This window comes from Akkermansia muciniphila ATCC BAA-835 (genome assembly GCF_000020225.1).
Lineage (GTDB): Bacteria > Verrucomicrobiota > Verrucomicrobiia > Verrucomicrobiales > Akkermansiaceae > Akkermansia > Akkermansia muciniphila.
Genome location: NC_010655.1, coordinates 2,322,954 through 2,341,589 on the forward strand (window position 1 = coordinate 2,322,954; position 18,636 = coordinate 2,341,589).

Consider the following 18,636-nt stretch of genomic DNA (forward strand, 5'->3'; position numbering starts at 1 on the left):
CTTTCAATTAAACAAACATTTTTTCCAGACAGGCTTTCTTGATGTTTTGCAGTTTTTCCAACTTACGCTGATGAAGGGTGATGAGGTGGTCGATGTTCCTAAAAAATATGGCAATTAACTTTTGCTCTCGATGGGAAGGAAAACATCCATACCTTTCAATCAATATCGTGTAATGCCGCTTATATCCTTCAGGGATTGGTTTGTATCGCTCCAAGAGGAAATAAAAAAAATCTCCATCTAGAACTCTTGCTGTAAGGAGTCTTGTGCCATCAGTGGCTACAAAAAAGGGCTTTTGTGGTTTGTAGATTGAAACTGTATGGTCTCCGAAAATCGTTATCTTTGCATAATCTTCACAAGGGATTCCGTTTCCATATCCAATAATAGGCTCACTTCCTTGTTGGATAATTTCGAATTTTCCGTCAGGTTCAGGTGATGCTATATACTGCTTAAACGGAACAGACTCTACCAAATCCCCCAGCTTCTGCCGTTCCCATGCGTCAGTAAATCCGGCAAAGCGAACTTCGGGGAAAAGCTCACCATTTTTCGGGAACATTTTGTCCAACATCGATTTTTTGATGTTAAGGAGCTTTTCATACTTACGCTGATGAAGGGTGATGAGATGGTCGAGGGAGGCAAACAAGGAACCGATTCTTTCTTGCTCTTGCTCAGAGGTCGCCGCAATATCTTGTTCTTCCAAATCGCTTTTATTCAGATTTCCTATAGCTCCATTTCCTCCAGCAACGTTAGTGCGGATAAACGATGAGTACCAGGGTGCATGCATAAGAGCATTAACGAAAGCAGAATGCGTATACGGATGCGCGAGCAGCATGAACCCGCCGTGTACCATTTTACCCTTATCGTCAATAATCAAAGCATGCTTTCCGACTAATCTGCTTGAGCCATTAGCTGCGGTAATTAAAATGTCGCCTTTTTCAACAAGCGGGATGCACACAGCCGTCTCTTTTACATAAACATCATCCTCTGCTAAAACGAAAGAATCCTCATCTATATTTGACGAGCGCAATACCCTGATTCCAGATGTTGATATATCTCTTGGTGAATAGGTTAGCCCTCTTCTAAACTCCGCTAAATCCCCCAGCTTACGCCGTTCCCATGCGTCAGTAAATCCGGCAAAGCGGATAGACGGAATCAACGATTTCTCATTCATGGGCGCTTCCTCCGAGCAGGGATTTGAGTTCCTGAATGCCCTGCATATCGAACTCGTTGCCGGTCAATTCATCCAAAAGCGATACGAGAGAGGACTCTGTCTCAGCGATTTGGCTGTCTACCTCCGTGAATGTCGTTTCATATTTCCCAGCCAAAGCAAGGAGTCGGGCAATGAAATCGGCAATGACAGCGGAGGGCAACCCGGCCATGCTATCCAGCACGGGAGGAATCCACTTGAGCTTAATCATTTGCCTTGCCTGCTCATCCGTCAATTCCTCAATGGTCTTTTTGGTGAGGAGGTGGAGCGCGGTACTGTCCGCCTTGATTTGTTTCTTGAGGGATTTTTCCTCATTATTCAGGGCGTTCACCTTTCGCAGGACGGCGAGCGTTTCCGGCTCAACCTCCATGCTCTTGATGGCCTTTGCAACCTCTTTCGGCACAAAGGCGTCGCCCTCATCATTGACAAAGGGCTTGTCCTTATCCTCCTCGCTCAGCTCATTCAGCAAGGATTCATACTCTGCCGCGAGTTCACTCAAGCGGGCTTCCCTGGCGTTCAGCCTGGCTAGGTCTGCGGCGAGCAGGGTTTGCTGCACCAGGGCAAAGGGAATAATGTGTCCAATCCAGCCGTCCTGCACCTCCTGCTTTTTGCCGTCCTTGGTTTTAACGACCATGTTGGGGTCAACCTGTTTGGAAGAAGCAAAGCCCTCAGTCCTGATAATCTCCAGGTCCACGGCAATCTTTTTCCACTCATCATCCAGCAACTGGTAGGCTTTGTATTTGTCTATCAGGGGAAGCCCGTTCAGGCGAGAGAAAACATCATCACTGATGATGGATTTTTCTCTGGTGATATTGAGCGTTTCCATACCATCGAGCAATCGGGTGGTGAGGAATGCTTCAAAATCAGCAAAAGAGGAAGCGTAGCGAGCGGTAAATGCCGTAACATCAGCGGCGTCAAGAACGGACGACTTGAGGTTAGCCACGTTCAAGCGGCAATGAGCCTCGCCGGAAGCGGTGAACAGAGCATCTTTCAGATGAGGGAATGCTGCCCAGTACTCATGAAAATCCGCCAGTTCAGACAAGGGGATGCCGCCAAACATGGTAGCGAAAATATCCCAACGTTCGTTTTTGTCTGAGGAATCGACATAGCGCGGTATATTGAGGTTATAGTCATTGCCCCGGATTTCATCAAGGCTTACCACCTTGGCGAACTTCTCCACATCGGCGCGGGCAGAAACCACATCCACAATCTTCTTGATGTCGCACGCGCGGAGGACATTGTTCTTGCCCACCTTGGCAAAGCCCTTGGACGCATCCACAATCAGCACATCCGTATTTTCCCGTTTCTGCTTGAGCACCATAATGATGGTGGGAATACCGGTGCCAAAGAAAATGTTGGCAGGCAAGCCGATGATAGCGTCAATATGGTTGTATTCCACCAGATTCCTGCGGATAGCCCCCTCCGTACCGCCACGGAACAGGACGCCATGGGGCAGTACAATCGTCATGATGCCGTCAGGCTTGAGGTGGTATAGGTCATGCAGCAGGAATGCATAGTCAGCCTTGCCTTTCGGGGCAAGCCCAAAGCGGTAACGCGGGTCGCTTTCCTTGTCTGCGGGATTCCACGATTGGGAATAGGGAGGGTTGGAGACAACAGCATCTACATAGAGCGGGTCATAGGTGTTAACCGGGTCGTTATCATCAAAATACGGCCAATCTTCCTCCAGCGTGTCGCCGTTGCGCGTCACGATATTGTTCGGCAAAATCCCCCGCATTACCAGATTCATGCGGGTCAGGTTGTAGGTGTTTTCCTTAAGCTCCTGAGCGTAGTATTTGATGTTGTCTCCCCCGCCCATGTAACGCGCCACGCACTTGCCGATATTGATAAGCAGGGAGCCTGAACCGCTGGTGGGGTCATAAATCTTGATTTGCTGCCTGTCTTTAAGGTGGGCAGCCACGATTTCCGACATGAGGAGCGAAACCTCATGCGGGGTGTAGAATTCGCCCGCTTTCTTGCCCGCGTTTGCAGCAAAGTTGCTGATGAGGTATTCGTAGATAAACCCCAGGACATCATAATCCTGCCGCCCATCCATGGGGATATCCTTGATGAGATGCAAGAGGTCGCGGATGGCTTTGGTGCGGGCACCGGAGTTTTCCCCAAGTTTGGAGAGGCCTGTTTCCAAGGTGGCGAACACCTTGTCAAAGACCTTTTTGTGAGAGGGATTGATCAGGCGGCTGAAAGCAGAAAGAGCCTCCGTCACATCAGCGGCGTTGAAGTCGCTGCCCTTGTCAATCCATGTAGAAAAGAGGTGTTTATAGGAGATGAAGTAACCTACATTGCTGCGGATATAGTCAACCGTCTCCGCGTCATCTTCCGTAACATGGGGCAAATCATCGTCTGTCCAGTCGTTCTCTTTCAGGAACTTGACTTCCTTGTCGGAAAGGAACTTGTAGAAGATGAAGCCGAGAATGTAGTCCTTGTATTCATTGGCTTCAATTTTGGAGCGCATTTTGTTGGCAGACTCCCAAATCTTCGATGCAAGCTGTTGTTTGTTCATAGACAGGGTTGAACAGTATACACATATCTTCCCAAAAGTCCAGCGACAGGCCCATCAGCAATTCCATTTTTTCCGCTTGCAGCGTGGTCTTTCCTCATTCGTTCTGCGTCAAGGAAGCATCGAGCCTCGTTACCACCGAATTGACAGCGTTTAAACCACCCCTGAAAAACAGCGCGGCTGCCGGGTTTCCATGTTTTTTCTTTACCGGGCGGACAGATAGCCCAGGCCAATGGCAAGGAGCCCCCCGGCAAAGCTGATGAGAGTGTAAAGGAAGAAGGCGGAGAAGTTCCCTTCCTTCAACAACAGGAAGGATTCATTCATCAGCGTGGAAAAGGTGGTGAAACCGCCGCACAGGCCTGCGGTAAGAAAGAGCCGCGTTTCCGTATGCACCAGGCTCCGGTCGAACAAACCGTAGAGGCAGCCCAGGATAAAACATCCCAGCAGGTTGACTGCCGCCGTGCCCCAGGGGAACGAACTTGCCGAAGTGACCTGGACGAACCGGGCCAGCAGGAAACGCAATACACCGCCCGCAAAGCTTCCCAGGCCCACTATCATCAGCATTTTCATCATATAGCGGCTTTTTCTATGTTTTAATGGGGAATAAAGTTTCGGAGCAGCTGCCGAAATCCGCCGGGAAAGACGGACTGCGGCTTCTTGTCCATGAAAGGGTTGCTGGCTGCGTTCCCGAAAACTGGTTTGGAAACGTTCGTGTCGCCTGGTGACGCCCTTTAACCGGAAACAAGACTTCTGGCCTGTATGCCGGCAGAACCTATTTCTTTTAAGCGTGTGCGGGTAAAATACCCTGTTTTTTCCATATCGCCAGCCTTTTTGTTCTTGATTGCAGGGTAAAACCGTATTTCCTTTTTTCCATGTCCCTGCCCCTTCTCGTTACCGGAACCATCGGAATTGATACCATCCTGACTCCCGGCGGCAGGGCGGACGGCGTTCTGGGAGGTTCCGTTTCCTTTGCGGCCGTGGCCGCCCTTTTGTTTGCCGACCGCGTGGATGCCGTCAGCATCATCGGAGAGGATTTTCCCGCCCATTATGAAGCGGCCCTTGAGGCCAAAGGGGTGTGCATGAAAGGAGTAGAACGCAAGAAGGGGCCTTCTTTTGCCTGGACCGGGGAATATTTTGACAATATGAACAAGCGGAGAACCGTTTGTGCCAATGATGCCGTGATGCTGGAATGGAATGTGCACGTTCCGGAGCCTTTGAGGAACCATCCGGTGCTGGTTTGCTGCTGCATGGTTCCGGCCCAGCAGCTTAAGTGCATGGAACAATGTCCGGACGCGGCGCTGGTGCTTTCCGATTCCATGGACAAGTGGCTGCGCCGCCAGCCGGAATTACTGGATGCCGTGATCAGCCGTTCCCATATCACCATGATGAATGAGGATGAGGCGAAGGAATATGCCCAGGCGTCCACCGTCATGGAAGCCGGGGAATTCCTGCTTTCCAAAGGCGCCGCATACGCAGTGGTGAAACAGGGGGAATACGGGGCCACTCTTCTGGGACGGGATGCCGGCGGGAATCTCCGGATTTTCCGTTGTCCCGCCTATCCCCTGAAAACGCTGGTGGACCCAACCGGCGCGGGGGATACGTTCCTGGGGGCTCTGGCCGGCTATTTGTCCACCCTGCCTCCCGGCCTTCCTCCGTTTGAGGAAGTGAAGAGGGGGATTGTGTACGGGACGGTGGCGGCCTCCTTCACCTGCGAGTCCTTTTCGGCAGACGCCCTTCTTTCCATGACAAAAGAGACCTTTCGCCGCCGTCTTGAAGAGTATGCGGAGATGTGCCGACTGCCAGACATCCGGCTCTCTTCCGCAAGTGCCTGTTAAGAAGGAATCAGACCTCCTGAAAAAGAGGGGATGCCGTCTTTGATGGTTCGTTTTCCGGTTTCCGTTTATGCGGACTGTCCGGAATTTCCAGGTAAAAAAGGCCCGGACGCGGAACATGAAAAACCCCGGCGTGGCTTGCACGGCCGGGGTTTCCGTAAAAACAGGGGATGCAGTCGGCAGGATCAAGCATCCTGAAGGCCGAATTTAAGCTCGGCTTCCGAAACCACCTGGCCGTTCACCAGACAACGAGCCGTCGCCTGGCCGATGTTTCCGCGCATCTTGGTCAGTTCCGCTTCAATGATGAGCGTATCGCCGGGAACCACGACGCGGCGGAATTTAACCTTGTCCGCACTCATGAAGTAGCCGAGCTTGCTGGCATTGCCGGGCTGGCGCAGCATGACGATGGAGGCTACCTGGGCCATGGCTTCCACCTGGAGAACGCCCGGCATGACCGGATGTCCCGGGAAGTGGCCCTGGAAAAAGAGTTCATTCATGGTCAGGTTCTTCAATCCCCGGCACTTGGTTTCTCCTTCAAAACCGATAATGCGGTCCACCATCAGGAAGGGATAGCGGTGCGGCAGAAGGCTCATCACTTCGTTGATGTCCAGCACGGCGTCTCCGTATGGAACATTGACGGGATTGGGGGCCATCTGCTGGTTGCGGTGGTGTTCCTTTTTGAGCTTGGCCGTAAGTTCGGTGTTCGGGCCGTGGCCCGGCTTGATGGCGATGACGTGGCCCAGGATGGGTTTGCCGCACAGGGTCAGGTCTCCAATAAGGTCCATGGCCTTGTGGCGGGCAAATTCATTGATGAAACGCATGGGCTCCTTGCTCATGAGCTCCTCGCCGCGGATGACCACGGCGTTTTCCAGGCTGCCGCCCTTGATGAGGCCCTTCTCCAGCAGGGGCTTGATGTCTTCGTAGAACGTAAAAGTGCGAGCCGGGGCCAGTTCCTTTTCATACGTTTCCGGCGTGATAACCGAGTCAAAGTACTGGGTAATGCGGTTTTCCGGCCCCACGCAGGTGACGGAAACGCGGAATTGCTTGGAGGGGAGAATGGTCAGGATGGAACCGCCCTTGGTTTCAATGGTAACGGCCTCGCGCACTTCCAGATAGCGGCGCGGCACATCCAGTTCCACGATGCCGGCGCTCTTGATCAGCTCTACGTAGGGGGCTGAGGACCCGTCCCCGATGGGCGGTTCATTGGCGTCCATTTCAATGACGGCGTTGTCAATGCCCATGCCCGTGAGGGCGGAGAGAATATGTTCCACGGTATGCACTTTGACGGAACCTTCAGCCAGGCTGGTGGCGCGTTCCACAGTCTGCACCTTTTCCACGTCCGCGCTGATGAAAGGCTGGTCCGGAATGTCCACCCGGCGGAATTTAATGCCGAAGTCGGCAGGAGCCGGCTTCAGGGTCAGGGTAACGGGCTGTCCCGTATGCAAAGAGGTACCGGCCAGGGAGGCCGGAGAGCCGACAGTTCTTTGGTTTCCACATGCCATGCGGGGATGCTAGTGAATGAGCTTCCGTTTGGAAAGCACGAAATCACGGATTTTCCTTTAAATTCGGGGAAGAGGCGGCATTCCGGCGTGTCATCCCGGAAAGAAGAGGATAAAGGGCGCTTGAAAAAAAGCCGCTCACCCAGTAGTGATGTTCCATGCATATCACAGCAGGCCTCCGCATTTCCCGTGCGTTTATTCTCGGCGCCGGGCTGGGTACCCGCCTGCGCCCTCTCACCGGCATTCTGCCCAAGCCGCTGATTCCCTTTTTCCATGAGCCCCTTATTCTGCATTCCATGCGCCGATGCTACGATTGCGGCATACGGGAGTTCATCATCAACACCCACCATCTGGCGGCAGCCTGGGACAAGGTGTTCCCTGAACATTCATGGAACGGCTGCCCCGTTCATTTCAGCCATGAACCCGTGCTGCTGGATTCCGGCGGCGGCGTCAAAAAGATAGAGCCCCTGGCTTCCGCGGAAGAACCGCTGCTGGTGGTGAACGGAGACATGGCGGCCACATTTGACCTGGGCCGCCTGCTGGAGGAGCATTTGAGCCGCCGCCCTCCCGTAACGCTGGCCCTCCGCACTTCCGGAGACAAGAAGAACGTGGGATTTGATTTTTCTTCCGGCCTGGTGACGGATATGAGGCACGCCTTGGGCCGCGACCCCGGATCCTGCCAATTCACCGGCGCGTACTGTATGGAGCCGGAAATATTCCGACGCATCCCTTCCGGGGAAGCCGTTTCCATTATTCCCCTGTTTCTGGATTATATCCGGGAAGGATGCCTGCGCGGCATTCTGGCGGACGACGGGTTGTGGATGGACATGGGAACACCGGAGGCCTATCTTCAAGCCCATCTGGATTTCCCATCCCCCGCTCCGCGCATCCACCCCCGGGCCAGAGTGTCCCCCCGCGCCTTTGTGGACAGCCATTGCGTGATAGGCCCCGGAGCTGCGGTAGAGGACGGTTGCCGCCTGCAAGGCTGCGTTGTCTGGCCGGGCGTATGCGTGCCTTCCGGCACTTGCGCGGAACGCCGGATTTTCTATTGTTCCCCCACCGATTACTGACGATGCTTTTTCTGCGCCTGCTTCCCCTGATATTGTGCTTTTCCGGCCTGGTTCACGCAGAACACCGCGTCTTCACCAGGAAGGACGGATTTTTGTCCATGCGGGACAAGCTGAACGTGTATTTTTTCCGTTCTGATACGCACCGCCTGCTGGTAAGGGATGAAGGGAGCGTCAAAACGCCCCGGTACGGCTCCCTGGACAAGGCCATGAGGAAAAGCCCCTGCGTGGCCGGAGTCAACGGAGGATTCTTCAGCGCAGACGCGGGGGGAACTCCCCTGGGCCTGGTCGTCCAGGACGGCAAACGGCTTTCTCCGCTGGCCACGGGGTCCTTCGCTGTTTCCGGTGTCGTTTACGAAGGAGGCAGAGACGGATTAACCCTGGTCCGCAGTTCCGTGCTGAGGCGCATGAGAAGACTGCCGGCCATGCAGGCGGCTATCCAAGGGGGGCCCTTTCTGGTGGAGAACGGCTCCGCCGTAAAAGGGCTTAACGCGCAGAAGTCCACCTACCGCACCTTCATTGCCACGGACGGCGGCAGGAGGTGGTGCATCGGCGTTTCCTCCTCCCTGACTCTGAAGGAGCTGGCAGCCTGGCTGGCGGCTCCCGGGGCATTGGGGAATTTCCGGGTGGAAACGGCCCTGAACCTGGACGGCGGCTCTTCTTCCGCCTTCTGGTGCCATGAAACAGGCATTTCCTACCCTGCGTTCAAACAAGTCAGGAATTATCTGGGCGTAGCCCCCGTGGAACACCGGTAAACTCCGTTCTCCACGGGGCCATGGACGCGTTTCCCTGCGCCTATCCTGCGCAGCAACAGAGCCGCGAACACCAGGAAACAAACCAGGACGGCCCAGTCGCCCAGCATGGCGTACAGGGTTATTTTCGTACAGCCCACAGGCAATGTGGCAGCCATCACCCCTCTGGTAAACGGTGAACCGGAGGAATCCCGCAAATCCGCAATAACCGCGCCGTTGGGGGCCAGAGCCACGCTTACGCCGGTATTGGCGGCACGGACCATGGCACGGCGCAGCTCAATACACCGGAACGCCGCATTGCGCCAATGCTGTTCGTTGGCGCAGGAACGGTTGAACCACCCGTCATTGGTCACGTTCACCATCAACTGGGGCTCCTGCCGGATGAAGCGGCGCACCCAGCTTCCCACAACATCTTCAAAGCAGACAAGAGGGATGACCCCCACCGTAACGGAGCTTCCGGGACGGATGGGCACGGGAACGGGGCTGGAGGAACACCCGGGCGTATAATTCAGTCCCATGGCGGTTCCGGCGGAAGCCTCGAAGGCTTTTTCCAGAAATGGGAATGTTTTCCGCATAGGGATGTATTCGCCGAAGGGGACCAGCATGGCCTTGGCGTGCAGCCGGGCTGTGGAATAATCCCCCTCAAAGACGGTAAGACAGTTGTAAGCCCGCGCCACACGCCCTTCATCAGACAGATAGATATCATCCGTGCCCGTCAGCAGAATAAAATTGCATATCCCGTTCCGGAGAGCCTGGACGTAATCTTCTTCCGCGCTCAGAAAGTTGACATTGTCCTGGTTGGAGAAGCGTTCTCCCGTGGCATCACGGTAAAACGTGGAAATGGGGAAGGAACTTTCCGGCCAGATTACCCAGGCCGGCATATCCAGGGAGGCTTCCGCGCCGTCTTTGACCGCCTGTTCCAGAGCGCGGTTTTGAAGATCCAGCATTCCCTGTTCCGTCATGTCCAGCAAAGCCCGGTAAATGTTCCTCCGGTTGGCCGGGTCCCATTTTTCCTTCTGGCTCAGATTCAGCTGCACGGCCATGACGGGAACGGTGAATCTGCCGTCGCCCGTGGCTTCGGCAGACTGGGCGGAGTAACGGGCCGTCCAGACCACGCCAGTGACAAACATGGTTAAAAGAACCGCCACCAGTATGAAAAAATCCCAGGGAACAGTACGCCTGCCTTCATGGATAATCATGGTTCCGGCCCGGCGGCAAACGCGCCAGAGCCAGACGGAAAAAACGGCCGGAATAAAAGCCAGCGCCGTTACTCCAAGGTATTCCGCCCACTGGGCCAGAGGATTGCCGTAAAGGGCCACGCCCAGATTGTTCCAGCCGAAGCCCGGTATCAGCCAGCCCCGCCCCCATTCCAGACATACCCATAAAGCGGCGCCCGCCAGAGCGGCGGAGGCGCTGGGCAGTATGTCGCCCAGGGCCCAGGTTTTCCAGGCGGCCCGGCGTTCCTTTGCCGTCAGCCTCGCATCGGGCAGCGGCCGGGCGTCCGGTCGGAAGAACACTCCCATGACCAGAGCCCAGAGGCCGGGAAACAGGCCTCCGTAAAAAATCATCAGGGGAATATAGCCCAGCGTGCTGACTTCATTGACCCACCAGAAGGAAATGCCGTAAAATACTACCCCAAACATCCAGCCATACAGGGCGTATGCCAGCATTCCCCTTTTCCCCTCCCGCCTGCGGCCGTACCACAGGGCTGTCAGCAAAGGCAGGAACCCTATCCATACGCATCCGCCCCAGTCCACCGGGATAAAGGCGCAGGCCGTCAGAATTCCGGAAAAAGCGGCCAGCAGCAGCCCTGCCCACACGGGCAGGAGACGAGGGAGGGAAGCAGGTGGGATATTCATCGTGAAAAGCCTTTTATTCCGGGAACGGGAATGCCGCCATTGTCCCCCATGCTGACTCATTCCTGCAACAAAAAAGATTGCAAAATTTACTCAAATGCGGAAATAGTGGGCGCAGTTCATACAACCCATCATACACAATGGCAGATATCGACGAAAAAACACCTCTAAACGTCCCCGGCAAATTTTACGTGGACAGTTCCTGCATTGACTGCGACCTTTGCCGCGAAACGGCTCCGGAAAACTTTGGACGGGATGACGATGAAGGAGTATCCTATGTCAAGAAGCAGCCGGACAACGACGAAGAGCTGAGCGCCTGTGAGGAAGCCCTGGAAGGCTGCCCCGTGGAAGCGATTGGCGACGACGGCGAATAATATTTCTCCATATATTATTTTAACCGCCCGGGGCTGTTGGCATTCAACGCTCCGGGCTTTTATTTTCCCCCATGTCCTCCCCCTGGTTTCCCTACACGCCGGACAGAGACCGTCCGGATCCCCACGCCTCCCCCGTCCGGTATGATTATCTTTCCCGTGACGAGCAGGAGGTGAGGCAGGCGCTGGCGGACTGGTTCCAGATATCCCCCGCCACCAGTGAAACACGTAACCTCCATACGGCGGAATCCCTGCTGGGGGATATTCTGTCCAGGCTTCCCCTGGACGGCGACGGGATGGATCCCGAATTGCTCCGGGCAGGATGGCTGAAAGCTGCGGGGCCATTCCTGGGCCAGCAATCCAACCTTCTTTCCATTGTCAAGGGAGTGGCCACCATCCAGGTGCTTCAACCAGCCATGCGCTACCATCTCCAGCAGTGGCAGGGAGCCCTGCTGGGAAAACTGAAGGACCAGTTCGGCAAGGACGCCGTTCATTCCATCCGCATAAGGATAGGATAATTTTATACTGCGTAAAATGTTTTCTTTTGCAATTTCCCTGTTTCTTTGAAAGATCATTCATCATCCACGTGTAATATTTGCCATGCGATTATCCCTTTCCGCGCCTTTGCTGGCTTCCGGCCTGATGCTTTGTTTTACCTCCTCCCATGGAGACTGGACATCCCCGCACCCTCTCCAGCAGGAAAAAGCCGCTCCGGTCCCACTGATTCCCTTCCCGTCCCAGGTGGACTGGAAAACGGGAACATGCCCTAAAAAGGCTCCCGTTTCCGTGAAAAAAAACGCGTCCCTGTCTAAGACGCTGGGCAAGGAAGGGTATGAACTGCGGATCCGCCCCAACGGCATTCTGATTAAGGCCGCTGACGATGCGGGCGTTTTTTATGCCCGCAGAACGCTGGACCAGCTGGGAGCCAGGGGAGATTACCCGTGCTGCGACATCAAGGACAGCCCCGCGTTCGCCATCCGGTGCTTCATGCATGACGCAGGCCGCCATTTCCGGACTGTTGAAACACTCAAGGCGGATATTGATGAAATGGCCCGGCTGAAAATAAACGCTTTTCACTGGCATCTGACGGATTACCCCGCATGGCGCATCCAGTGCAAAAAGTACCCTGTTTTGAATGATCCCTCCAAGAGGATTCAGGGACGGGACGTTAACGGCACCTACTCCTACGACCAGATACGGGACTTATTCCGCTACGCCAGGGAGCGCCATGTCCAGATTATTCCGGAAATCGATATGCCCGGGCACAGCACCTATTTTAAAAACTGCTTTGGCTTCCCGATGCATGATCCCAGAGGCATCAACATTCTGGAAGAACTGCTGGAAGAATTTTGCAGGGAAATTCCGGCGGAAATGTCTCCCTACCTTCATATCGGAGCGGATGAAATCCGCATTCCCAACGGAAAGCAGTTTGCGGACCGGATGGCGGCCAAGGTCAAATCCCTGGGACGGCAGCCCATCCAATGGGCGGGCAACAATGACCTGCCTGTGTCCGGAGACAGTTATGCCCAGCTGTGGAATGATGAAAATTCCGTAGGCCTGCCGGATCCAGCCAGGCAGAAGAATCCCTACTTCGACTCCACGGCAGGATACGTCAATTCCTTTGACCCCGGCATTCTGGTGCGCAGGAATTTCTTCCGCCAGCCCTGCGGAACAGCCAGGGGAAACAACCATTCCCTGGGCGTCATCCAGTGTCTATGGCCGGATACCCGGGTGGAGAACAAAAAAAACATTCCTGTCCAGAGCCCCCAGTGGCCTGCCATGTTCGCCATGGCGGAACGCAGTTGGAAAGGAATTCCAGAGGATGGTTCCCGTTTTGCCGGCAGTCTGCCGGAAAAGAACACGGAGGCTTATCAGGCCTTCTCTCTGTTTGAAAAACGCATGGAAGCCCTGGCCGGAAGCAGGCCTTTCCCTTACTGGAGGGATTCTTTCGTGGAATGGACGGTATTCGGCCCCGTTCCGCAGGACAGGCAGGAAGAAGTAAGAAATAACCTGCTGGCGGGCAAATCTCCCGCAGGACTGTCTTCCGTCCAGACGCGAGGAGGCAATTTGTATTTCCGTACCCGTGCGGGTGCGGAGGGTCTATTTTCCAAGACAAAACCGGGGAATACGGTCTGGGCGGAGACGACGTTTCACGCGCCCGTGGAGGGCACCATGCACGCTATGGTGGGGTTTGACGCTCCGGCCCGTTCCACACGGCGCTGTTCCGGAGTACCGGCTGCCGGGGAGTGGTCCCAGTGCGGCACCAGAATATGGGTAAACGGCAAGGAAATGAAAAATCCCCAGACTTACAAACTGGCAGGCCAACGGCGTTACGAAAAGCATACATGGAATTCGCCCGCTAATGAGATACCCTTTGACAACGAGGAATTCTGGTGGGCCCGGCCTCCTGTTCCCTTTCAAGTGAAGGCCGGGGAAAACAGGATCCTGATAGAACAACCGTACACAGGAGAATTCCAGTCGTGGGGAGTCAGCTTCATTCCGGTGAAAAAAGCGGGAGACCGCTGGATTGCCGACCCAAGCTATTATGCCAAACCCAGGAGAGAGAAACAGGATGACGTCTCTCCGGTGCCATAAAAGTAAACATGGAACACTCCCGGCGGAGCTTTCCGTCCGTTGTTCCAAAGGTCATTTTCCCCCGCTCATCAGGACGAGGGAACGGGGGAAATAGCGTTTGAGGAATACGTAAACGCTCCGCGCCATCATGTAAACCGCGGGAACCAGGCACCACCACGCCCAGGCAGGCCATGGGGAGGGAAAACAGCTCTCTACGCCCATCAGGGCTATCAGAACAAAAATATGGGAACAATACACGAAAAAGCTGCCGGACGCCCACCGGGCCAGCTTTTCCGACCAGCCGGGGCTGACGGCCTTTACAATAATTCCGAAGCTGAGGAAGGCCAGAACAATCAATCCGGGAAAAGAGTCGTCCGCAATCAGGAAAGAGTCCGTACAGCTTACCCAGACAAGACCCACGGAGGCTAAAAGAATGGAACCATGCACGGCAAGGGGCATGTTGCCCCAGCGGTTCAGACAGCCCGGTGCGGCGGACGCCAGCATAACGCCGAGCGCAAAATCCCCAAACATGTACGGACTGGGCCATGCCAGGGAGTCGTCCCACCGGTGCAGAAACAGGCAAAACAGGCCAAAGGCGTAAAGAGCTGGACGGAAACGGGAGAGCAAAAACGCAGCCAGGGTAAACATCATCAAGTCTCTCAGGAACCACATCGGGGTCAGCATGGGACATGTTCCCAGCCCAAACACGGAAGCCAGAGAACCAGGGGCAAGAGGCATGCCCGCCGCCAGCCAATAGGCCGCGCACCAGAAAAGATAAGGCCGCAGCAAAACCAGCAGGCGGCGCCCCGCCCACGTTCCGGCCCCCTGTTCATCAAGGCCGGAGGCGGAAAAATACCCCGCCAGCAGGAAAAACGTCGCCAGCGCCGGACCAATCAGCCATTGGTTGGGAGGAAACCCCATGGAAGGGACGTGCTGCATGATAACCACCAGCGTCGCCAGCAGCCGTGCAATCTCCACCCAGGGCAAACGAGGGTGAATTTCTTTACCGGACGCGGAGGAGACGGTCATGACAGCCCCATTCTGGATGATTGTTTTGAAAAAGCACTATTTTTTATTGATTTTATAGACGAAAAGCGGCCTTATCAACCTTCACAGGCATCGTATTATGGAAAATACCTGAAAATGATTTTTTTCTCATATTTTCATTTATGGCTTTATATTTCCATATGGGAAATAACACGCATTCCGAGCGCAAGGCTGCATCAATACACACTCCCGCACTGGATATTCCCGGATTTTGCCGAAACAGCTGCTGCCATATTGCAGGTGCTCCCGGATGGTTCTCCCATTGCAATTCCGTATTTTCCATTCATCAATGCCGTATGTCGCGAACGCCTCCCCTTCCCTGCCCGATGATTCGTAAAATCATCAGCGGCTCCTTTGGGGAATCAGGGCTGAAGCCGCCGCAAGGACCTGAAGGCCCACAAAAAGGAAAAACCAGAACCAGCCGCCTTCCACAAAACCGTAAGAGTGCAGGCCAATCCCCATGAGGTTGACACCGAACCACCCCCAGGCTGCCACGATATTTCCGAGCGAGGCAAGAACGAGGAAGCCTTGACAGGAACAGACGTGTAAAAGTCGGGCATGGAGGGAGCAGGAGCACCAAAGGAGTGTCATTAACGCACCGTTTTCTTTAGGGTCCCACCCCCAGAACCGTCCCCAGCTCATGTCGGCCCAGATGCCGCCGAGCATTGTCCCCAGAAAACAGAAGAAGAGCGCCACGAGAAGGATGCGATAGACTCCGCAGGCCCCGGCTTTCAGCCCCTTTTCACCCTGTCCGAAGAAACGGGCCACCAGATGATATGAGGCTAAAAACCCGGCAAAAAAAACACTTCCGTAGCCTATCATGATGGTCATTACGTGCATGGTGAGCCAGAAATTCGAATTGAGAACGGCACGCATCATGCCCATGGTATCGCCGCTGTAGGGCAAATTCATGGCTACCAAGAGTGATAGAAGGCCGGAAGCGCAGGCGATCGCGGCAACAGGAAGCTGACGGCGGAGGATATAAAGCGTCCCGCCGAATAATGAGGCTACCGCGCCCGCAAAGACGACCGAGGAATACAAATTGGTTACCGGGGGGCGCGATTGAATGTACATGCGGGCCGCAATGCCGAATAAATGCCATAATACCGCCATACACAGGAAGACCGTCGCAAAATGCAGCAATGTCTTCCGCCGCTTGAGAAACAGAGAGACCACGAAACAAACCAACGACATGTCGTAGAGAAGGAAGCCTCCCAAGAAGGGTTCGATAGCATTGACGCAATGCTCGAAATGCAGTTTGAAAGAATCCATGGGCAGTATTGACTCCAATTCCCCAGAAAGTTGACGCAGAGTCTCTGCCGCAGTAGATTCATCTCCGGCAGCATAGGCATCGCAGGCTGCGGCATAGGCTTTCAGGGCGGTCCACCCGGCGGGACTGAGATTTTTTTCGAGCAGAGCGGCAGCCGGGGTCAGGTAGCTTCCCTCATGAGGGATTACTCGCAGGGCCACATTCGGATCCGCTTCTTCTACCTGCACAAGAGCCTGGAGGAATTGAAAATAGCGATTGGCACGGTAAAGCCGGTCAAGCGAGGGATGGCGTTTTTCACGTTCAGCGGCTTCAAGCTCTGCTGAGGCTTCGGCCATAGCTTCATGCCATGCATCAAGCGTCCCCAAACAGCCCGATGTCCCCTCCAGGCGGAGAGCGAGCGCAACGCCGGCCTGCTCATAAACGGCGAGTGCGCCCAGTACGGCTTCCGCGGCATGGGCCTGAGGAGAATTTCCCCGCAGAGAGCCGCGCAGCAGGCCAGCCTTCTCAACTGCATCGGCATAGGAAAAATAACGGCCTCGTCCGCCAAGGAATTCGACCATATCCCTGTTATCCGAACGCAGAAAAGGTTCGCCGGCCATTTTTGCCGGGCTGGCGTTTAATGCCAGCAACCACTTCACCGGCCCGGTCCGAGAGCCTCCAAGATTCACCGACGTGCGGCCGCTTGCCAATTTAAGGGAATCCGCCGCTGCGCTTGAAACCGGCATCACTCGTCCAGCCTTCAGGCATGGCAGCGCGCCGGGTGAGGGCGCCCCTATGCCGTCAAATGAGGAAAAAGAACTACCAATCCTCTGAAACAGAGGCGATAACGCAATCGCAAGAGCAACGAAAAACGCCGTAAATAAAGTAATTTTACACTGCATGTTTTTTTCGGGCACGCAGGGTTGGGAGAAAAATCAGCAGCATGCCCGCAAATACGCCGGGCACCGATATCCACGGAAAAAAGCGCACCGGATTGTGTACGGCTGTGATTACACTCGTGCGGCCCCCATTGGCGTAACTGCTCTGGTAAAAAATCCAGCCGCCAAAGGAGACCGGAGCATTCATGCGAATAACCGTTTCCGTGCTTTCCCCGCCGCGCATAAAGCAAACCTCGCTTGAAAAGCTGCTGGGGATATCGCTTCCCGTCCATGTCCGGGCATCAAATTTTTTCAGCTTTACTGAAAAACCAAGGGGGATATTTTTTCTTCCATTCCCTTCGCCTGCCAGTATTTCGTGTGAGACCTCACCTGCATCCAGAACGAGTATTCCCTCCGTACGCAGAAAATACTGCAACGCCCCCGCCAAAATCAGTACTACCAGAAAGGCATGCGTGAGGATCAAGCCCACGCCGCGCAGTGTGAAGCGCGCACGCCGGAAAACAGACGCCGAAATATTCAGTACGGCTAATGCCCCTACGCCGGCGCCGCCGATCAGAGAAATCATCCCGAAGGAAAGGCAGCCCCAGCTTTCAAAATACCTGGCCTGTACAGCGGAAACACCGACAGACCGCGCCTCAAGAGTGCCGAGAAAAATGAGCAGCACGGCGTAAGCCATCAGCACGCACGCGAGACGGGGAGATGCCATCCACTGCAAAATTTTCTTCATCAGCAGATACTGAATGAAAAAGGGCCGCACGCCTCTGCCGCTCCAGCCGGGAAACGGAAGCATAGGGTCGTGCGGCCTGCTTCGTGATGAATAAAGACGGAATAATTATTTTTTGTCCGTAAAGGCAGCTTCCACTTCAGAGATCATCTTGTTCAGAGAAATGATGCCGCCGCCGGAAAGATACCATACCTGCGGGTCAAGCAGGATGATGGCGCCGTTTTTAGCCGCCTTCGTTTTATTCACAAGCACATTGTTGAGGACATTCGGATTTTTGGCCGAGCGGCCGATAGCTACCGAACGGTCCACCGCAAAGATGATATCGGGATTGAGCATGGCAATGTATTCATAAGTCACCTGCTGCCCATGAACCCCCACCTTGATGTTTTTATCAGCCTGGGCCACTCCCAGGGCATCGTGTACCAACCCAAAGCGGGAACCCGAACCGTAAGCGCTTACCTTGCCGTCGTTCGTAAGGAGAACGAGAGCTTTCTTGCCGCTGGCCTGGGCCTTGTCCTTCGTACGGGTTACGGCTTCATCAATGTTTTTGACGGCTTCGGCTGCCTTTTCGGGCACGCCGAACACATCACCCAGAAGCCTGATGTTTTTCTTGGCTTCCCCCAGCTGATCCTTGGCCAGAGTATCGACCAGGTAAACGGGGGCGATGGAGGAAAGTTTTTGATAATAATCCTGCTGACGTCCTGAAATAATAATCAAGTCCGGCTTGAACGCATTGATGGTTTCAATATTGAATTCCTTAACCGTTCCAAGATCCGTATATTGTTCTCCGGAGAATTTGGAGAGGTAAGGAGGAAGGAATTTTTTGGGTAAAGCCAGCGCGGGAGTGACGCCCAGTTCACCGATGGTCTCAAGCGAACCGTAGTCCAGCACGGCGACACGTTTCGGATTGACCGGAAGCTCGACCGTGCCCAGCGTGTGCGTGGCGGTGATTGTTTTGGCTTCATCTGCGGCGGCCATGGAAAGACCGGGAAGAATCAATGCGGCCAGAAATGCGGTGATTGTTGTTCTCATATTATTTGTTGTTGT

General features: G+C 54.7%; 16 protein-coding genes. 7 read left to right on the top strand and 9 right to left on the bottom strand.

What is annotated here, in order from left to right:
* Positions 1-7: 7 nt before the first annotated feature.
* The 3 genes from AMUC_RS12910 to crcB all read right to left on the bottom strand — a co-directional run bounded on the left by AMUC_RS12910 (position 8) and on the right by crcB (position 4,292).
* Positions 8-1,168, bottom strand: coding sequence for a restriction endonuclease subunit S (locus AMUC_RS12910; protein WP_012420941.1), 1,161 nt, complete (start codon positions 1,166-1,168; stop codon positions 8-10).
* Entirely contained in the window at positions 1,161-3,722 is a 2,562-nt protein-coding gene (locus tag AMUC_RS10215) for a type I restriction-modification system subunit M (protein WP_012420942.1), read from the bottom strand. Before AMUC_RS10215 ends, AMUC_RS12910 begins: the two co-directional genes overlap by 8 nt.
* Before the next feature lie 201 nt (positions 3,723-3,923).
* The gene (gene crcB / locus AMUC_RS10220; protein ID WP_012420943.1) at positions 3,924-4,292 is read right to left on the bottom strand and encodes a fluoride efflux transporter CrcB; all 369 of its coding nucleotides are present in this window, start codon (positions 4,290-4,292) and stop codon (positions 3,924-3,926) included.
* 299 nt (positions 4,293-4,591) lie between these two features.
* Between crcB and AMUC_RS10225 the strand changes: the two genes are divergently transcribed.
* The gene (locus tag AMUC_RS10225; RefSeq protein ID WP_012420944.1) at positions 4,592-5,554 is read left to right on the top strand and encodes a PfkB family carbohydrate kinase; all 963 of its coding nucleotides are present in this window, start codon (positions 4,592-4,594) and stop codon (positions 5,552-5,554) included.
* 182 nt (positions 5,555-5,736) lie between these two features.
* Here AMUC_RS10225 and AMUC_RS10235 read toward each other — a convergent pair whose 3' ends face one another.
* Positions 5,737-7,053 (bottom strand): bifunctional UDP-3-O-[3-hydroxymyristoyl] N-acetylglucosamine deacetylase/3-hydroxyacyl-ACP dehydratase, encoded by a 1,317-nt coding sequence (locus AMUC_RS10235; protein WP_012420945.1) that lies wholly within the window; start codon positions 7,051-7,053, stop codon positions 5,737-5,739.
* Positions 7,054-7,208: 155 nt separating this feature from the next.
* Between AMUC_RS10235 and AMUC_RS10240 the strand changes: the two genes are divergently transcribed.
* Together AMUC_RS10240 and AMUC_RS10245 are read left to right on the top strand one after the other, a co-directional pair.
* Entirely contained in the window at positions 7,209-8,120 is a 912-nt protein-coding gene (locus tag AMUC_RS10240; RefSeq protein WP_012420946.1) for a nucleotidyltransferase family protein, read from the top strand.
* Between the two features lie 2 nt (positions 8,121-8,122).
* Complete coding sequence (locus AMUC_RS10245) at positions 8,123-8,872, top strand: phosphodiester glycosidase family protein (protein WP_012420947.1); 750 nt, start codon at positions 8,123-8,125, stop codon at positions 8,870-8,872.
* Here the strand turns inward: AMUC_RS10245 and lnt are convergent.
* Positions 8,839-10,728, bottom strand: coding sequence for an apolipoprotein N-acyltransferase (gene lnt / locus AMUC_RS10250; RefSeq protein ID WP_012420948.1), 1,890 nt, complete (start codon positions 10,726-10,728; stop codon positions 8,839-8,841). The two genes, AMUC_RS10245 and lnt, sit on opposite strands and share 34 nt — an antisense overlap.
* A 137-nt stretch (positions 10,729-10,865) precedes the next feature.
* On the opposite strand from lnt, the gene AMUC_RS10255 reads away from it, so the two are divergent.
* The 3 genes from AMUC_RS10255 (at position 10,866) to AMUC_RS10265 (ending at position 13,691) form a co-directional block, all read left to right on the top strand.
* On the top strand, positions 10,866-11,099 hold the full coding sequence (locus AMUC_RS10255) for a ferredoxin (RefSeq protein WP_012420949.1): 234 nt from the start codon (positions 10,866-10,868) through the stop codon (positions 11,097-11,099).
* A 71-nt stretch (positions 11,100-11,170) separates the two neighbouring features.
* A complete protein-coding gene (locus AMUC_RS10260; protein WP_012420950.1) occupies positions 11,171-11,614 on the top strand; it encodes a DciA family protein in 444 nt (147 codons plus the stop codon).
* A gap of 82 nt (positions 11,615-11,696) precedes the next feature.
* On the top strand, positions 11,697-13,691 hold the full coding sequence (locus tag AMUC_RS10265; RefSeq protein ID WP_012420951.1) for a family 20 glycosylhydrolase: 1,995 nt from the start codon (positions 11,697-11,699) through the stop codon (positions 13,689-13,691).
* 51 nt (positions 13,692-13,742) lie between these two features.
* Here the strand turns inward: AMUC_RS10265 and AMUC_RS10270 are convergent, their stop codons facing one another.
* Entirely contained in the window at positions 13,743-14,699 is a 957-nt protein-coding gene (locus tag AMUC_RS10270; RefSeq protein ID WP_012420952.1) for an acyltransferase family protein, read from the bottom strand.
* On the opposite strand from AMUC_RS10270, the gene AMUC_RS12720 reads away from it, so the two are divergent.
* On the top strand, positions 14,664-15,047 hold the full coding sequence (locus AMUC_RS12720; RefSeq protein WP_123038841.1) for a hypothetical protein: 384 nt from the start codon (positions 14,664-14,666) through the stop codon (positions 15,045-15,047). The genes AMUC_RS10270 and AMUC_RS12720 overlap by 36 nt on opposite strands.
* Positions 15,048-15,059: 12 nt before the next feature.
* Here the strand turns inward: AMUC_RS12720 and AMUC_RS13080 are convergent, their stop codons facing one another.
* From AMUC_RS13080 to AMUC_RS10290, 3 genes are all read right to left on the bottom strand, one after another.
* Positions 15,060-16,868 (bottom strand): cytochrome c biogenesis protein, encoded by a 1,809-nt coding sequence (locus AMUC_RS13080; RefSeq protein ID WP_012420953.1) that lies wholly within the window; start codon positions 16,866-16,868, stop codon positions 15,060-15,062.
* A complete protein-coding gene (locus AMUC_RS10285; RefSeq protein ID WP_162610407.1) occupies positions 16,858-17,592 on the bottom strand; it encodes a cytochrome c biogenesis ResB family protein in 735 nt (244 codons plus the stop codon). The genes AMUC_RS13080 and AMUC_RS10285 overlap by 11 nt, the downstream gene beginning before the upstream one ends.
* 105 nt (positions 17,593-17,697) lie before the next feature.
* The gene (locus tag AMUC_RS10290; protein ID WP_012420955.1) at positions 17,698-18,621 is read right to left on the bottom strand and encodes a siderophore ABC transporter substrate-binding protein; all 924 of its coding nucleotides are present in this window, start codon (positions 18,619-18,621) and stop codon (positions 17,698-17,700) included.
* Positions 18,622-18,636 lie beyond the last annotated feature (15 nt).

What these genes read in the sequence shown, in the direction of transcription:
- AMUC_RS10240 (WP_012420946.1), top strand. Translation starts at nt 7,209, where the DNA reads ATGCATATCACAGCAGGCCTCCGCATTTCCCGTGCGTTTATTCTCGGC.
- AMUC_RS10215 (WP_012420942.1), bottom strand. Translation starts at nt 3,722, where the DNA reads ATGAACAAACAACAGCTTGCATCGAAGATTTGGGAGTCTGCCAACAAA.
- AMUC_RS10265 (WP_012420951.1), top strand. Translation starts at nt 11,697, where the DNA reads ATGCGATTATCCCTTTCCGCGCCTTTGCTGGCTTCCGGCCTGATGCTT.
- AMUC_RS10235 (WP_012420945.1), bottom strand. Translation starts at nt 7,053, where the DNA reads ATGGCATGTGGAAACCAAAGAACTGTCGGCTCTCCGGCCTCCCTGGCC.
- AMUC_RS10270 (WP_012420952.1), bottom strand. Translation starts at nt 14,699, where the DNA reads ATGACCGTCTCCTCCGCGTCCGGTAAAGAAATTCACCCTCGTTTGCCC.
- AMUC_RS10255 (WP_012420949.1), top strand. Translation starts at nt 10,866, where the DNA reads ATGGCAGATATCGACGAAAAAACACCTCTAAACGTCCCCGGCAAATTT.
- crcB (WP_012420943.1), bottom strand. Translation starts at nt 4,292, where the DNA reads ATGATGAAAATGCTGATGATAGTGGGCCTGGGAAGCTTTGCGGGCGGT.
- AMUC_RS10260 (WP_012420950.1), top strand. Translation starts at nt 11,171, where the DNA reads ATGTCCTCCCCCTGGTTTCCCTACACGCCGGACAGAGACCGTCCGGAT.
- AMUC_RS10245 (WP_012420947.1), top strand. Translation starts at nt 8,123, where the DNA reads ATGCTTTTTCTGCGCCTGCTTCCCCTGATATTGTGCTTTTCCGGCCTG.
- AMUC_RS10225 (WP_012420944.1), top strand. Translation starts at nt 4,592, where the DNA reads ATGTCCCTGCCCCTTCTCGTTACCGGAACCATCGGAATTGATACCATC.
- lnt (WP_012420948.1), bottom strand. Translation starts at nt 10,728, where the DNA reads ATGAATATCCCACCTGCTTCCCTCCCTCGTCTCCTGCCCGTGTGGGCA.
- AMUC_RS12910 (WP_012420941.1), bottom strand. Translation starts at nt 1,168, where the DNA reads ATGAATGAGAAATCGTTGATTCCGTCTATCCGCTTTGCCGGATTTACT.
- AMUC_RS13080 (WP_012420953.1), bottom strand. Translation starts at nt 16,868, where the DNA reads ATGCAGTGTAAAATTACTTTATTTACGGCGTTTTTCGTTGCTCTTGCG.
- AMUC_RS10290 (WP_012420955.1), bottom strand. Translation starts at nt 18,621, where the DNA reads ATGAGAACAACAATCACCGCATTTCTGGCCGCATTGATTCTTCCCGGT.
- AMUC_RS10285 (WP_162610407.1), bottom strand. Translation starts at nt 17,592, where the DNA reads ATGAAGAAAATTTTGCAGTGGATGGCATCTCCCCGTCTCGCGTGCGTG.